The sequence below is a fragment of the Stenotrophomonas sp. STEN147 genome (assembly GCF_056757995.1).
In genome coordinates, this window is sequence record NZ_JBRRCG010000010.1 from 40,759 (window position 1) to 54,581 (window position 13,823).

Below are 13,823 nucleotides of genomic sequence, written 5' to 3' on the forward strand. Positions count from 1 at the left end.
ATGCCCGGCGAACCGGGATGACGCTCAGAACGGGTCGCTGCCCAGGCGGATTTCCACGTTCAGCAGCGAGCACAGCGCCAGCATGGCGTCGTCGTCACGGGTCAGTGCCATCCAGCCGGTGAAACCCGCGCTGCCGGCATCCACGCTCCACAGCGTGTAGTTGTGCTCGCGCAGGCGGTCGAAGGCGGTGGACATCAGCTGCACGCCATCCAGGTCTTCGGTGAAATCCTCATCGTCCAGGTCACCGCCCCAGTCAAGCTGCAGGTTGAAGCGCGCGGACAGCTCGTTCACCGCCGATATCAGCGTTTCCAGGTCATCCCGCTCCACCTCGAAGCCGGATTGCCAGCCGATCGCGGACAGCAGTGGCGGCAGCCAATCGGCGTCTGCTTCCAGCGGTTCGCCGGCTTCGGCCAGCAGCTCGCGCCAGCGGTTGAACTGCTGCAGCGCCAGCTCCTCGTCGCCCGGGTTGATCAGTACCAGCAGGTTCCAGACCCGCGCTTCGAAGCCATCCTCATCGAAATCATGGACGTCCTCCTCGAAGTCGAAGTAATCGCTGTTGTCGGGCATGGCGGGAACTCCTCGGGGCAGGCCGGCATTCTACGGTTTATCCTGTATCGCTGAAGCCGGCCTTGGTGGCCGTCACTGTGAATGCAGCGATGAGCGATACCCCTCCCGACCACCTGGCGATCAATCCGGCCAGCCCCTTCCATGATGCGCAGGCGCTGGAGCGCGGCGTCGGCGTGCGCTTCAACGACGTCGAGCGCGACAACGTCGAGGAATACTCGGTCAGCGAAGGCTGGATCCGCGTGCAGGCCGGCAAGGCCCGTGACCGTCGCGGCAACCCGATGACGATCAAGGTCAAAGGCAAGGTCGAGGCCTACTTCCTCGACCAGAAGCCGGCCTGACGGAGCCCGGGGTCAGATCCCTTTCCGCGGGAAAGGGATCCGACCCCGATGCACAGGGCCGGTCACTCGCGCTTGCGCGACTCCAGCAGATCCAGGTTGCGGATCAGGCGCCGCGAGATCTCGTCGGAGATCACGCCGCGCCGGGTGAGGCGGAACAGTTCCTCGCGCTCGGCAGTGAGGCCGGCGCTGCGCAGCTGGCGATAGCCCTCCTCCATCCGCTTCACCTTCTCCGGATCCACGTCCGGGTTCTCGCGATCCAGGTGCCGCTGGTACAGCAGGCTGACCCGCGAGGCCGCGTCGTTGTACAACTGCACGTTCTCGGTGTTCTGGTTCAGCACCAGCTGCTGCCGCTTGCGCTCCACCCCGGCCAGCGCCGCCTTCGAGGACAACCGGCGGGCCAGATCCTCTTCCTTGCGCTCACCGGAGTCGGCCGGCAACTGCAGGCCCTTCAGCAGCTGCGGCAGCGCCACGCTGGCGCCGACCAGCGAGAACAGGATCACCGCTGCCGCCAGGAAGATCACCAGGTCGCGTGCGGGGAACGGACTGCCATCGGGCAGGAACAGTGGCAGCGTCAGCACGCCGGCCAGGGTGATCGCACCACGCACGCCCGCCACCGAGGTGGCCACCACGATGCGCCAGTTCGGCGCCTCGCCCCGCTCCAGGCCACGCCGACGCGCACGCAGCAGGTTCCAGCGCAGTGACAGCCACACCCACAGCAGGCGCAGGGCGATCAGGCTGGCATTGATCACCAGCACGTACACCAGCAGCCACCACGCGCTCTGGTGACCGGTCTCGTTCATCGTGGTGGTTGCACGCTCGACGATGCCCGGCAACTGCTCGCCCAGCAGCACGAACATGATGCCGTTGAAGCTGAACTGCAGCATGTTCCACACGCCCGCGCGCTGCACGCGCATGCTGCCGGAAACACGGCCGGTCATTTCCACGTAGCTCATCGAGATGCCGGCCGCGACCGCCGCGAGGATGCCCGAGGCATTGATCTCTTCGGCCAGCAGGTAGGCCGCGAACGGGATCAGCAGGTTGACCAGCATCGCCGCACCCGGCTCTTCACCGAAACGGCGCCACAACCAACGCTGGAAGGTCGACACGCCCAGCGTCACCGCCACGCCCACCGCCAGGCCCGCCACCGCCACCCACAGGAAGGTCAGCGAAGCGGTGGCCAGCGAGAAGGTACCGGTCATCACCGCCGCCACCGCGAAGCGGAAGCAGACCAGACCGGAGGCGTCGTTGAGCAGTGATTCGCCCTCGAGGATGTGCATCAGCCGCTTGGGAATGGGGGCCTTGGAGGCGATCGCTCCAACGGCCACCGGATCGGTCGGCGAAACAATCGCCGCCAGCGCGAAGCACACCGCCAGCGGCATCACCGGGATCATCCAGTGGATCAGCAGGCCGGCGCCGATGACGGTGAACACCACCAGGCCGAACGCCAGCTCGAGAATCGCGCCCTTGTCGCGGAACAGGCCCTGCTTGGGGATGCGCCAGCCGTCAAGGAACAGCAGGGGCGGCAGGAACAGCAGGAAGAACACTTCCGGCTCCAGCGCATGGCCGCGGTTGAACACGCCCGCAATGACCGCGCCCAGACCGATCTGCACCAGTGGCAGCGGCAGTGAGAACGGCAGGACGCGGACGAGGTATCCGCTGGCGACGACCGCCACCAGCATCGCCAGCACGACTTCAATGGTATGCATGCTTCTTCCAGGAAGCGGCGCGTGGGGGGGCATGAAGCCAGCGCCGGAAACCCGGAAAAAACTACCACAGGCGACCACGGCTGCGACAACCGCGGCGACGCTGCGTCAGCACCGGCTCATGCCCCGTCGAAGCGGTAGATGTCCATCGCCAGGAAGCCGCCATCGACGCCGGCATCGATGCGACGTGCGCCGAAGCGGTCGGCACCGGCCGCACCCATCGCAAAGAACAGCGGCAACAGGTGTTCATCGGTGGGATGGGCGCGTTCGGCGAACGGTGCCTGCCGGCGGTAGTCCAACAGCGCCGGGCGGTCATCGGCCGCCAGCCGCTGCTCCACCCACTCGATGAACGGCCGCACATAGGGCGCTTCCTTGCCGTCCTGGTAGTCGCCCCAGTCGTGCAGGTTGTGGGTGATGCTGCCCGAGCCGACCAGCAGCACGCCCTGCTCGCGCAGAGGTGCCAGCGCGCGGCCCAGCGCAAACTGGTGCGCAGGCCCCAGCAACGGCTGGATCGATACCGGCACCACGGGAATGTCGGCCTGCGGACGCAGCAGGCGCAGCGGCACCCAGGCGCCGTGGTCGAGACCACGCTGGGTATCGATGGCCACCGGCAGGCCCGCCGCGGCGATGCGCCCGGCTACGTCTTCGGCCAGCGCCGGATCGCCCGGTGCCGGGTACTGCAGTTCAAACAGCGCGCGCGGGAAGCCGCCGAAGTCATGGAGGGTCGGCGGTTGTGGGTGGCCGCCGACCAACGGCTGCCGCCCCAGCCAGTGGGCCGAGGCGATGACGATGGCGCGCGGCGTGGGCAGGTCGCGGGCCAGTTCGGCCAGGCGCACGCCCACCTCGCCCGGCTGCAGCGCCGTCATCGGGGAACCGTGCGAGATGTACAGCGAAGGCAGGCGGGACATGGAATTCTCCGTTTGCAGTATCAGCCAGCGCTCAACGCGAACGCAGGGTCCAGCGACCGTCACCGACCAGGAACAGCACCACCAGCGCCAGCGCCCAGAAGGCCGGGTACTCCCAGCCACCGCCGGCATTGGCAAAGCCGAAGCCGTTCGCGCCGTGCACGGTGACGATGGTGCCCAGCAACAGGGGCACACCGGCCAGCCCGACCCAGCGCGCGTAGATACCGAGCAGCAGGGCTGCGGAAATCACCAGTTCTGCCGCAAGAGTGAGGTAACCCAGCACACCCGGCAGACCGAGCGACTCGAAGAACGCCGCGGTGCCGGCCGGGGTGAACACCAGCAGCTTGGTCAGCCCGTGGATCAGGAACAAGACGCCGAGGGCCAGGCGCAACAGCGTCGCGCCATAGGGCGCCAGCGGCGGAGCGGAAGCGGCAGAGGTCGTCATGGCGGGGCCTCGAAAGGGAAGAAGCACAGCTTATTGCGCCGACCGATGCCGATAAATACGATGATTCGACCGTATTTATTTCATAAGGCGCAACAATGGACACTTTGGACGCCATGCGTGTGTTCGTGGCCGTGGTCGAGCGCAATGGCTTCAGTGCGGCCGCCCAGGCATTGGATATGTCCACCGCCGGCGTCACCCGGCAGGTTGCGGCGCTGGAGAAGCGCCTGTCGACGCGGCTGCTCCACCGCACCACGCGCCGGGTCAGCCCCACCAGTGCCGGCGCCGCGTACTACGCGCAGTGCGTGCGCCTGCTGGCGGAGTTCGACGCACTGGAGGCCAGCATCGGCGCACAGGCACTGGAACCGTCCGGCCTGCTGCGCATCAATGCGCCGGTCAGCTGGGGCATCGCCCGTCTCGGCCCGCTGCTGGCCGGCTTCCGCGAGCGGTTCCCGCAGGTGGAACTGGACCTGGCCCTGTCCGACCGCCTGGTGGACATGGTCGAAGAAGGCTACGACGTGGCCATCCGCATCACCCGCGAGCCCGGGCCCACGTTGATCGCGCGTCGCCTGGGCGAATCGCGGATCAGCCTGTGCGCGGCGCCCTCCTACCTGGCTGCGCACGGCACGCCGGCCACGCCGCAGGCACTGCAGGATCACGCATGCCTGGGCTACAGCTACTGGGCCGGCGGCGACCAGTGGCCACTGCACGGCCCCGGAGGCGATGTCCAGGTCACGGTGAACAGCGTGCTGCGCGCCAACAACGGCGACGTGCTTCGCGAGGCGGCCATTGCTGGCATGGGCGTGATCCTGCAACCGGATTTCCTGCTCCAGGAGGCACTGGCCGACGGCCGCCTGGTGCGCATCCTGCCGGACTGGGAAGCGGCGCCGATCGGCATCTTCGCCGTCTACACCAGCCGCAGCCACCTGGCGCCGAAGGTGCGCAGCTTCATCGACTATCTGGTGGAGGCCGGGATCTGACCGCGCCACCGGACAACACCCGTGACACGCGGGCGCAAGGCCGTGCCCGGCGAGCCGCAACATGGGCTAGACAGCGACCTCGTCCAGCATGCCGATGATCCGCTCCAGAGGGGCCGGACGTCCCAGCAGGTAGCCCTGCACCTGGTCGCAGCCGTGCGCGGCCAGCCAGTCGAGCTGCCCCGGCGTTTCCACGCCTTCGGCAATGATGGTCAGGCCCATGCTGTGGCCCAGCGACAGCAGCGCCCTGCAGATCGATGCGTTGCGCGGATTGGTCTCCACGTCGGCGACGAAGCTGCGGTCGATCTTGAGGATGTCCAGCGGCAGGTGCTGCAGGTAGGACATGCTGGAGTAGCCGGTACCGAAATCATCCAGCGACACGCAGATGCCCTGCTCGTGCAGGCGCTGCATGGTCTGCATCGCCTGCGCCGGCTTGCGCATCAGGCTGCTCTCGGTCAGCTCCACATGCAGCGCGCCGCGGGCCAGGCCGAAGTCCTGCTGGGCACGGGTGAACTCGGCCACCAGGTCGCTGTTGAAGAACTGTACGGCCGACACGTTCACCGCGATCGGCAGATCGCCCCAACCCGCCTCCACCAGGCGCCGCTGCGCCTGCGCCGCCGCACGGATCACCCAGCGCCCCAGGGCCAGGATCAGACCGGTGTCCTCGCACAGCTGGATGAACTCGTTGGGAGGAATGAAGCTGCCATCGGCCTGCGGCCAGCGCAGCAATGCCTCCAGTGCCGCCGGACTGCCGTCGCTGGCGTGGCGGATCGGCTGGAAGTACAGCTGGAACTCACTGTCGATCGCCGCATGGATGCGCCCGGCCAGGCGCAGGCGATCAGCCAGGCGCGTGGTGACCGCAGCGTCGAACCAGGCCACCACGTCTCCTTCGGCACGCGCGGCATGCGCCGCCTGTGCCGCCATGCCGATCACCTGCTCGGCGCTGTGGCCATCATCTGCCGTGTGCACCGCCACGCCGATGCGCGGCTCGAACTGGTGCAGCGAATCCTTGCCACGCATCGGTGCCGACACGATCTGCAGCAGATCGTCGAGTACGCACCGGGTGTCATGCGCGGCGCCGATGGCGAACACGAAATCTTCCGCCGGCTGGAAGGCCAGCGCGCCGTAACGGGCCGCCAGCACACCCAGGCGCGAGGCCATCGACTGCAGCACCGCATCGCCGATCTCGCGGCCCAGCGTGTCGGCCACCAGCTGCAGGCCACGCAGCTGCACGAAGGCGATGGTATAGCCCTCCGCCTGGGCATCCAGCTGCTCGGTCAGCGCGCGCACGTTGAGCAGCCCGGTCGCCGGGTTGTGCCGCGCCTGGTAAGCCAGGTCGCGCTCATAGGCCATCCGCTCGCTGACATCCTCGGCCAGGACCAGGCAGGCCGGCTGGCCATCGAAATCCAGCCGGGACAGGTGCGCGCGCACTTCGAACACACTGCCATCCTTGCGCCGGTGCAGGCGCACCGCGGCATCGGGAAGGTCGCCCACGCGCGCCCGCGCGATGGCTCCCTTGACCTCGTCCCACCCTTCCCGCGGCCGGATGTCGAGGATGCTCATGGTGAGGAATTCCTCACGGCTGTAGCCGTACTGCCGCACGGCCGCATCATTGACCTCGATGAAGCGCAGCGTGTCCGGATCGAACACCCAGAACGGCGCAGGATTGCGGTCGAACAGCAGGCGGAAGCGCCGTTCGACCTGGTTCATCTGTTCACGGGCCTGATACCGCTCGCTGAGATCGGTGAGCGCGCCGATCATGCGCCGCTGGCGATCGGCCACCGGCACGCGCTGGCCCCGCGCGCCGACCCAGCGCACCGCGCCACCCGGCAGCACCAGGCGGAATACCTCATCCATCACCGCGTTGCCGGCAAATGCCTGGTCAAACGCCTTCTGCAGCCGTGCGGCATCATCGCGGTGCACCCGGGCAAAGAAATCGGCCACCGGCAGCGCGTCGGTCTGCACGCCGAAGATCTCGCGTGCCAGCGGTGACCAGCGCAGCAGTGCAGCATCCTCATCGACGTACCAGGTGCAGACCCGCCCGACCTGGTGGGCCAGCCGCAGTTCCGCGTTGCCGGCCTGCAGTTCCTCGGCCATCGATTGCTGCCGGCGGATCGTTCGCCGGACGGCGAACAACAGCACCAGCAGCACGGCCACATAGACCAGCACGATGGCCACCGATGCCTGCAGGTAGGGCCACCACGGCGCCAGCACGTCCTTTTCGGCCAGGCCCACCTGCACCGCCAGCGGGTTGCGCTCCAGCGTACTGATGGTGGTGATGCGCGGCACGCCGTCGACCACGCCGGGCACGTTCCCCAGTTCGATCACCGCCTGTCTGCCGAGCAGATCGCGCCCGGGCAGGTCGTAGCGGTGGCCGACCGTGCCATGTGGATCAGGCACGCGCGCCAACATGTAGCCTTCGGCATCACTGATCGACACCAGGCCGTTCGGGCCCACGTCCAGCCCGCCGATGATGCGCTGCAGTTCGCCGCAGCGCAGGCGCGCCAGCAGCCAGCGGTCGTCGTCCAGCGGCAGCGCCAGCGGCACCACCCAGCCATCATCGCTGTCCCGCTGCGGCGGCCCGATGTACAGCGCACTGCCAGGCCCTCGCCGTTGCGGATCGGTCCACAGGGGCAGCTGCAGGTCGCCCTGGCCCGCGGTCAGCGCACGTCCGTAGCTGTCGAGCACCACGATGCTGTGCAGCTCGGCGTGCCGTTGCAGCACGCCGGCCACGGCCGCATCGAGCAGCCGCGGTGCCTGTGCCGGCACGCTCCGGAACAGCTCGGCGGCGTCGGCGGAAATGCCACCCATGGCCCGCTCCAGGTTGCGCAGCTGCAATGCCAGCAGGCGCTCGCTGCCGACCGCCAGTGCCCGGCTCTGCCGCTGCGCCGCTTCCAACCGCCGATGATGGTCATTGACCAGCATCATCGCCAGACCGGCCACCAGCAGCACGCCCAGCACCACCCCGCCCCAGGTGATGGCGCGCAGTGGCCGGGCCAACGCGCGTTTCAGCGCGGGCATCGGTGGGTGTTCCCTGTCCAGTGGGCTGGCTTCATGCGCGAACGATTCCTCCACATCCCCGACCTCAGCGGCCGGCGACTGCCATTCTTGACCGCCGGGCCCGCCACGCCGGGTCACCTGCCTGCGTCCGCGCAGGGGTCCGGCATGCAGCATGCACCACGGCGGTGACGGCGTGAAGATCGCCGCACCGTGTTCAGCCAGATCCTGCACAGCCTTGCGCCACAACGGTGCGACCCATCGCATCGGAGCGGATTAGACTTGGCGTTTTCCCGCCGCAAGAGAAGTCCATGTCCAAGCTGCGCCGTCCCACCCTGGCACTGGCCATTGCTGCCAGCCTGTCCCTGGCCGCCTGCGACCGCGCCGCCGATCCGGCGGCCAGTACCGCCGCGCCGGCCGCATCCGCCCCCGCAGCCGCCAAGCCGATGCTGGGCAGCTTCGGCTTCGATGCCAGCGGCATGGATCGCAGCATCGCCGCCGGCGACGATTTCTTCGGCTTCGCCAATGGCACCTGGGTGAAGAACACCCAGATCCCCGCCGACCGCTCGCGCTTCGGCAGCTTCAACGTCATCGCGGAGAAGACCCAGGCCGACACCCGCGCCATCCTCGAAGGCGCTGCCGGCAATGCCCAGGCCAGCGGCGAGGACAAGCTGATCGGCGATTACTACGCCGCGTTCATGGATGAGGCCGGCATCGAGCAGCGGGGTATCGCGCCGGTGCAGCCGCAGCTGAAGGCGATCGAAGCGATCACTGACAAGGCCGGCCTGGCCCGCGCGCTGGGCGGCGACATGCGCGCCGATGTCGACCTGCTCAATGCCACCAACTTCTACACCGACCGCCTGTTCGGCCTGTGGGTCTCGGTCGATCTGCTGCAGCCTGACCGCACCGCGCCGTATCTGGTACAGGGCGGACTTGGCATGCCCGACCGCGACTTCTATCTGGGCGACGGCCGCATGGCCGAACTGCGCAAGCAGTACCAGGCCTATATCGCGCAGCTCCTGCAGCTGGCCGGCAGCGCCGACCCGGCCGGCAAGGCGCAGCGCATCGTTGCGCTGGAAACGAAGATCGCGCAGGCGCACGCCACCCAGGAAGAAACCAACGACGTGACCAAGGGTGCCAACCCCTGGACCCAGGCTGACTTCAACGCCAAGGCCCCGGGCATGGACTGGACCGCTTTCCTCGATGCCGCAGCACTGGGCAAGCAGCAGGACTTCATCGTCTGGCAGCCCAGGGCGGTGGCCGGCCTGTCCAGGCTGGTGGCCACCGAGCCGCTGGAGGTCTGGAAGGATTACCTGGCCTTCCATGCGCTGGATCGCGCCGCAGCGTACCTGCCGAAGAAGTTCGCCGATGCCCGCTTCGCCTTCCACGGCACCGCGCTGAGCGGCACGCCGCAGCAGAGCGATCGCTGGAAGCGCGCGGTGGATGATGCCAACCACGCCGTCGGTGAGGCCATCGGCAAGCGCTATGTCGAGAAGCACTTCGACGCCAGGACCAAGGAGCGCGCGGACGAAATGGCGAAGAACATCATCGCCGCGTTCGCCAGGCGCATCGACGCGCTGTCGTGGATGTCGCCGCAGACCAAGGCCAGCGCCAAGGCAAAGGTGGCCGGCCTGACCGTGGGCATGGGGTATCCGGAAAAATGGCGCGATTACAGCGGTCTGGAAATCCGCCGCGACGATCCGCTGGGCAATGCACAGCGCGCCGAACTGTTCGAGTACCAGCGCAACATCGCCAAGCTGGGCAAGCCGGTCGACCACGGTGAGTGGGCGATGCTGCCGCAGACCATCAACGCGATGAACGTGCCGCTGGAGAACCGCCTGGTGTTCCCGGCCGCGATCCTGCAGCCGCCGTTCTTCGATGGGGCCGCCGATGATGCGGTGAACTACGGTGCGATCGGTGCGGTGATCGGCCATGAGATCAGCCACGGGTTCGACAATGCCGGCGCGCTGTTCGACGAGACCGGCAAGCTGCACAACTGGTGGACCGCCGAGGACCTGAAGCAGTTCAACGCCGCCGGCGACGCGCTCGCGGCCCAGTTCAGCAGTTACGAGCCGTTCCCCGGCGTGCACGTCAACGGCAAGCTGACGCTGGGCGAGAACATCGCCGACGTCGCCGGTCTGGGAACGGCCTACGACGCCTACCAGCTGTCGCTGCAGGGCAAGCCGGGCCAGACCCTGGAAGGCTTCACCCCGGACCAGCGCTTCTTCCTCGGCTTCGCCCAGGCATGGCGCAGCAAGAGCCGCGAGCAGGCGCTGCGCAATTCGCTGCTGACCGACGTGCACGCGCCGGGCCAGTTCCGCGCGCTCACCGTGCGCAACATCGACGCCTGGTACCCGGCGTTCGAGGTGAAGGAGGGCCAGAAGCTGTACCTGGCCCCCGACAAGCGGGTCAAAGTCTGGTGAGATGAGGGAAACGGGCGCCGCGAGGCGCCCGTTTTCATCTGCACCGGCGCGGCGGGCTGCGCGGTCGGTGCCGATTCAGGCCGAAGACGAGGCCGATCTCCGGGAGTCCTGCTCATCCCCGGTTTCATGTGCGCCCGCAGCACGTTTCACCCTGCGACATCCTGTCGCAGGCTGCGGGCACTATGCTGCACCGCACAAAACTTCACCCGGCCGGACAAGACCCTTACGCCGCTTGGCGTTCCGCCCATTGCACCGCTCGCTGGAAGTGCTAGAACTGAACCCGCCACACCGTCCAACGCTGATCGACGCACGTTCCACAAGGAGCCAGCCATGATTGCTTTGTTCAAGGGTTTGGGAATTCTGCTTCGCGACAACGAGCTCTACAGCAGCCCGTTCGACAAACAGGTCGCGCACTGGCGCAATCTCAGCGAGCAGCAGATCCGTGATGAAGTGGCGGTGCTGGCCCAGGCCAAGTGCCAGTGGCTGATCGCCTCCATCATCGGCTGGCAGGCGGCGTCGCTGGTGATTCTGGGCCTGATCGCCAACTACCTGTGGCGTGACGACTTCCATATCACCTTCACCCGCGTGGTGATCGTGTTCGGCTCATGGGTCTCGATCCTGTTCGTGATCTGGTTCATGGCCAACATGTTCGACCAGCAGGCCGGCTTCGAGCGCTGGATGAAAGCCTTCAACAGCCGGGCCCGCATCAGTTCCAAGGCCGACAGTGTCGAGCATGTGGCCGAGGCGCTGGACCTGGCCGAGCACTACCCGGAAGTGCTGGACTACAAGCAGGCGGTCACCGCCAGGCGCGAGCTGCGCCATGAGGACATCCGCATCATGACCGAGATCGGACGGATGAAGCAGCACTCCGAACTGGTCGGCCGGCTGAACCATGTAGGCGAAACCGAACACCATCACGAACTGACACTGCAGCCTGCCTACTGACCCTTGCGGAAAACGGGGGGGTCCACAATGCCACCGTGATCACTCACGGTGGCATTGTTCTATCGGGTCCTGGCTGACGCATTGCTGGAAGCCCTCGGGCAGGCCTCGCATGGTTTCGGTTTGGCCTACGGCCACCGAAAAACGCCGCAGGGGCGGCGTGGCGCAGGTGGCCTCGGTGCTGCAGGCCGGATCCAGCACGAGATAGTGGCACCGGCCACTGCTGCTGGCGATGCATTGGAACCGCGCCTGGCCATCGACGACGGTGCCCTTGCTGTACAGCGTGTCCACGCCGTTGGCGCGCGCGCGGGTAATCGAGGAATTACTGGATTTTTCGCAGCCGGCCAGTGCCAGCAGCACAGCACACACAAGCAGCAGACGGGGCATGGTCATTCCTCGGGGCAGATGCAACGTCGCGGCTACATGCCGCGGAACAGGCTCATGAAGGGCTGGCTCACCACCAGCGTCTCCGGCCGCTGGCGCAGGCGCAGCACACCGCGCCCGGTATCGTCGCGGCTGACCGCAGCGACCGATTTCATGTTGACGATGGTCGAGCGGTGGATCTGGCGGAAGTGCTGCGGATCGAGCACTTCCAGCAGTTCGCGCAGCGGGGTGCGCAGCAGGCTCTCGCCGGCGGCGGTGATCACGGTGGTGTACTTGTTGTCCGCGCGGAAGTAGACCACGTCCTCCAGCATGATCAGCTGGGTCTCGCGGCCATTGCTGGCGGTGATCCACGCCAGCGGCGGGCGGTCACCGTTCTGTCCCGGTCCCAGACGCTGCAGAAGGCGTTCCAGCACCGCATCATCGTGGCGCGTGGAGGGCAACCGCGCCAGGAGGCGCTCGCGCGTGGCCAGCAGGCGCTCATCGCTGACCGGCTTGAGCAGGTAGTCCATCGCACCCTGTTCGAAGGCATCGATGGCGTACTGGTCATAGGCGGTGACGAACACCACCTGCGTGCGCGGGCTGAGCTCGGACAGTGCACGCGCGACCTCGATGCCGGTGATGCCCGGCATGCGGATGTCGAGGAACGCGATGTCCGGCTGCTTCTCGGCCAGCTGCTCCAGTGCACTGGCGCCGTCTTCGCACTCGGCCACCAGCTTCAGCTCCGGCCACAGCCGGCGCAGCTGGTCCACCAGCGACTGCCGCAGCAGTTCCTCGTCCTCGGCAATCAGGGCTTCAAGCGGCATGGCTGCGCTCCTTGCTGGATGGCGGCAATGTCATGGTCGCAGCAACGCCGCTGGGGAAATTGGCGACGATCGCTACGCCGGACTGCTCGCCGCAGGTCAGGCGCAGCCGCTCGCGCAGGTTCTTCAGGCCGATGCCGGTGCCACTGGTGGTGCCCTGGCCGAAGCCCAGCCCATCATCGGCCACGGTCACCGTCACGTGGTCGTCGAAGCCGCGCGCCAGGATCCAGATCGTTCCACCTCCGGGCTTGGGCTCCAGGCCGTGCTTGATCGCGTTCTCGACCAGCGTCTGCAGCGCCATCGCCGGCAGCTTCACCGCATGCAGTTCCGGCGGCACCTGCACCTCCACCGCCAGCCTTGCGCCCATGCGGATCCGCAGGATCTCTAGGTACGCGCGGGTACGCTCCAGCTCCACGCCGAGGGTCGACATCGATTCGTCCACCTGCGGCAACGAACTGCGCAGGTACTGGATCAGGTGCCCCAGCATCTGCTCGGCCCGCGCCGGATCGGTGCGGGTCAGCACCTGGGCATTGGCCAGCGTGTTGTACAGGAAGTGCGGCTCGACCTGCGCGTGCAGCAGGTTCAGGCGCGCCACCGACAGCTCCTTTTCCACCTGGGTCTGCTCCGCCGCGGCCTGCTCGGTGCGGCGCTGGTCGGCCACCCGACGGCTGATCGCACGGGTGACCGCTTCGGCATTCTCGTAGTTGCTGCCTTCGTCCAGCGCCAGCAGATCGGCCCACCAGCCCGCATCGGGCTCGAACAGCAGGGTGACGGTACTGGTGCCCTGCCCGGGCGTGACCGTAGCCAGCACACCGTTGCGCTTGATCGCCAGCCGCGCGGGCAGGTTCCAGCGCGAGGGCTGGCGGCCGTTCCAGGGGTCGACGCGGCGCACGTAGGCGCGCACCTGCAGGCTGCCGGCCGCGCTTTCCACGTCCTCCACCCGGGGCAGCTCGGCCACGGCCGCCTCGACCACGGCAAAGGCCTGGCCGGCATCCATCGGCAGCTCCACCTGCCGACGCTGGCGCCCGGACAGCGTGCTCGCGTCCAGGCGCCCGGCCACCAGCCAGACCCGGCGCACATGGCTGATCGCACTGCCCAGCGCGGTAATCATCAGGAACATCGCCAGCAGGCCGAAGATCCAGCCCGGGCCATCGTTCATGCCGCTGAAGATGCCGCTCCAGACCATGCCGGCCACGACCAGCGCCGCGGCCCAGGCCAGCAGATGACGGAAAATGAGAGTGAGGCTGGCGAACACGGCGGCGCCTTGGTGAAAGGGGTAAGCCGAGCATAGGGCGGCCTGCCGGGCAGACAAGCGGCCTGCGACGAAGTGCGGGAAAGGCGCGAT

General features: G+C 67.5%; 12 protein-coding genes. 4 read left to right on the forward strand and 8 right to left on the reverse strand.

Annotated elements, in window-relative coordinates; all coding sequences use genetic code 11:
- Positions 1-24: 24 nt before the first annotated feature.
- Positions 25-567 carry a DUF6630 family protein gene (locus ACVOKU_RS11460; RefSeq protein ID WP_053520273.1) on the reverse strand — a complete coding sequence of 181 codons (543 nt, stop codon included), beginning with the start codon at positions 565-567 and terminating at the stop codon, positions 25-27.
- A gap of 89 nt (positions 568-656) precedes the next feature.
- Between ACVOKU_RS11460 and ACVOKU_RS11465 the strand changes: the two genes are divergently transcribed.
- Positions 657-905, forward strand: coding sequence for a DUF3297 family protein (locus ACVOKU_RS11465; protein WP_053520274.1), 249 nt, complete (start codon positions 657-659; stop codon positions 903-905).
- A 62-nt stretch (positions 906-967) separates the two neighbouring features.
- On the opposite strand, the gene ACVOKU_RS11470 is transcribed toward ACVOKU_RS11465, so the two are convergent.
- The 3 genes from ACVOKU_RS11470 to ACVOKU_RS11480 all read right to left on the reverse strand — a co-directional run bounded on the left by ACVOKU_RS11470 (position 968) and on the right by ACVOKU_RS11480 (position 3,958).
- On the reverse strand, positions 968-2,611 hold the full coding sequence (locus ACVOKU_RS11470; RefSeq protein WP_053520275.1) for a Na+/H+ antiporter: 1,644 nt from the start codon (positions 2,609-2,611) through the stop codon (positions 968-970).
- A gap of 116 nt (positions 2,612-2,727) precedes the next feature.
- Positions 2,728-3,516, reverse strand: a complete 789-nt coding sequence (locus ACVOKU_RS11475; protein WP_481559969.1) for a dioxygenase family protein — start codon at positions 3,514-3,516, stop codon at positions 2,728-2,730.
- A 31-nt stretch (positions 3,517-3,547) separates the two neighbouring features.
- Positions 3,548-3,958 carry a DoxX family protein gene (locus ACVOKU_RS11480; RefSeq protein WP_053520277.1) on the reverse strand — a complete coding sequence of 137 codons (411 nt, stop codon included), beginning with the start codon at positions 3,956-3,958 and terminating at the stop codon, positions 3,548-3,550.
- Between the two features lie 95 nt (positions 3,959-4,053).
- Between ACVOKU_RS11480 and ACVOKU_RS11485 the strand changes: the two genes are divergently transcribed.
- The gene (locus ACVOKU_RS11485) at positions 4,054-4,935 is read left to right on the forward strand and encodes a LysR family transcriptional regulator (protein WP_053520278.1); all 882 of its coding nucleotides are present in this window, start codon (positions 4,054-4,056) and stop codon (positions 4,933-4,935) included.
- 66 nt (positions 4,936-5,001) lie between these two features.
- Here the strand turns inward: ACVOKU_RS11485 and ACVOKU_RS11490 are convergent, their stop codons facing one another.
- Complete coding sequence (locus ACVOKU_RS11490; protein ID WP_481559970.1) at positions 5,002-7,953, reverse strand: bifunctional diguanylate cyclase/phosphodiesterase; 2,952 nt, start codon at positions 7,951-7,953, stop codon at positions 5,002-5,004.
- 287 nt (positions 7,954-8,240) lie between these two features.
- Here ACVOKU_RS11490 and ACVOKU_RS11495 point away from each other — a divergent pair, with 287 nt between their 5' ends.
- Positions 8,241-10,352, forward strand: coding sequence for a M13 family metallopeptidase (locus tag ACVOKU_RS11495; RefSeq protein WP_481559971.1), 2,112 nt, complete (start codon positions 8,241-8,243; stop codon positions 10,350-10,352).
- A 330-nt stretch (positions 10,353-10,682) separates the two neighbouring features.
- Positions 10,683-11,297, forward strand: coding sequence for a hypothetical protein (locus ACVOKU_RS11500; protein ID WP_053518857.1), 615 nt, complete (start codon positions 10,683-10,685; stop codon positions 11,295-11,297).
- A gap of 39 nt (positions 11,298-11,336) precedes the next feature.
- Here the strand turns inward: ACVOKU_RS11500 and ACVOKU_RS11505 are convergent, their stop codons facing one another.
- The 3 genes from ACVOKU_RS11505 to ACVOKU_RS11515 are packed head-to-tail and all read right to left on the reverse strand — an operon-like array spanning position 11,337 to position 13,733.
- Complete coding sequence (locus ACVOKU_RS11505; protein WP_065175392.1) at positions 11,337-11,681, reverse strand: hypothetical protein; 345 nt, start codon at positions 11,679-11,681, stop codon at positions 11,337-11,339.
- Positions 11,682-11,713: 32 nt separating this feature from the next.
- A complete protein-coding gene (locus ACVOKU_RS11510; RefSeq protein WP_279942794.1) occupies positions 11,714-12,481 on the reverse strand; it encodes a LytR/AlgR family response regulator transcription factor in 768 nt (255 codons plus the stop codon).
- Positions 12,471-13,733: a sensor histidine kinase gene (locus tag ACVOKU_RS11515; RefSeq protein ID WP_481559972.1), complete on the reverse strand. Its 1,263-nt coding sequence runs from the start codon at positions 13,731-13,733 to the stop codon at positions 12,471-12,473. Before ACVOKU_RS11515 ends, ACVOKU_RS11510 begins: the two co-directional genes overlap by 11 nt.
- Positions 13,734-13,823: the final 90 nt, after the last annotated feature.

Excerpts from the sequence above, each read along its gene's own strand:
- ACVOKU_RS11460 (WP_053520273.1), bottom strand. The coding sequence starts at position 567 with ATGCCCGACAACAGCGATTACTTCGACTTCGAGGAGGACGTCCATGAT.
- ACVOKU_RS11465 (WP_053520274.1), top strand. The coding sequence starts at position 657 with ATGAGCGATACCCCTCCCGACCACCTGGCGATCAATCCGGCCAGCCCC.
- ACVOKU_RS11470 (WP_053520275.1), bottom strand. The coding sequence starts at position 2,611 with ATGCATACCATTGAAGTCGTGCTGGCGATGCTGGTGGCGGTCGTCGCC.
- ACVOKU_RS11475 (WP_481559969.1), bottom strand. The coding sequence starts at position 3,516 with ATGTCCCGCCTGCCTTCGCTGTACATCTCGCACGGTTCCCCGATGACG.
- ACVOKU_RS11480 (WP_053520277.1), bottom strand. The coding sequence starts at position 3,958 with ATGACGACCTCTGCCGCTTCCGCTCCGCCGCTGGCGCCCTATGGCGCG.
- ACVOKU_RS11485 (WP_053520278.1), top strand. The coding sequence starts at position 4,054 with ATGGACACTTTGGACGCCATGCGTGTGTTCGTGGCCGTGGTCGAGCGC.
- ACVOKU_RS11490 (WP_481559970.1), bottom strand. The coding sequence starts at position 7,953 with ATGCCCGCGCTGAAACGCGCGTTGGCCCGGCCACTGCGCGCCATCACC.
- ACVOKU_RS11495 (WP_481559971.1), top strand. The coding sequence starts at position 8,241 with ATGTCCAAGCTGCGCCGTCCCACCCTGGCACTGGCCATTGCTGCCAGC.
- ACVOKU_RS11500 (WP_053518857.1), top strand. The coding sequence starts at position 10,683 with ATGATTGCTTTGTTCAAGGGTTTGGGAATTCTGCTTCGCGACAACGAG.
- ACVOKU_RS11505 (WP_065175392.1), bottom strand. The coding sequence starts at position 11,681 with ATGCCCCGTCTGCTGCTTGTGTGTGCTGTGCTGCTGGCACTGGCCGGC.
- ACVOKU_RS11510 (WP_279942794.1), bottom strand. The coding sequence starts at position 12,481 with ATGCCGCTTGAAGCCCTGATTGCCGAGGACGAGGAACTGCTGCGGCAG.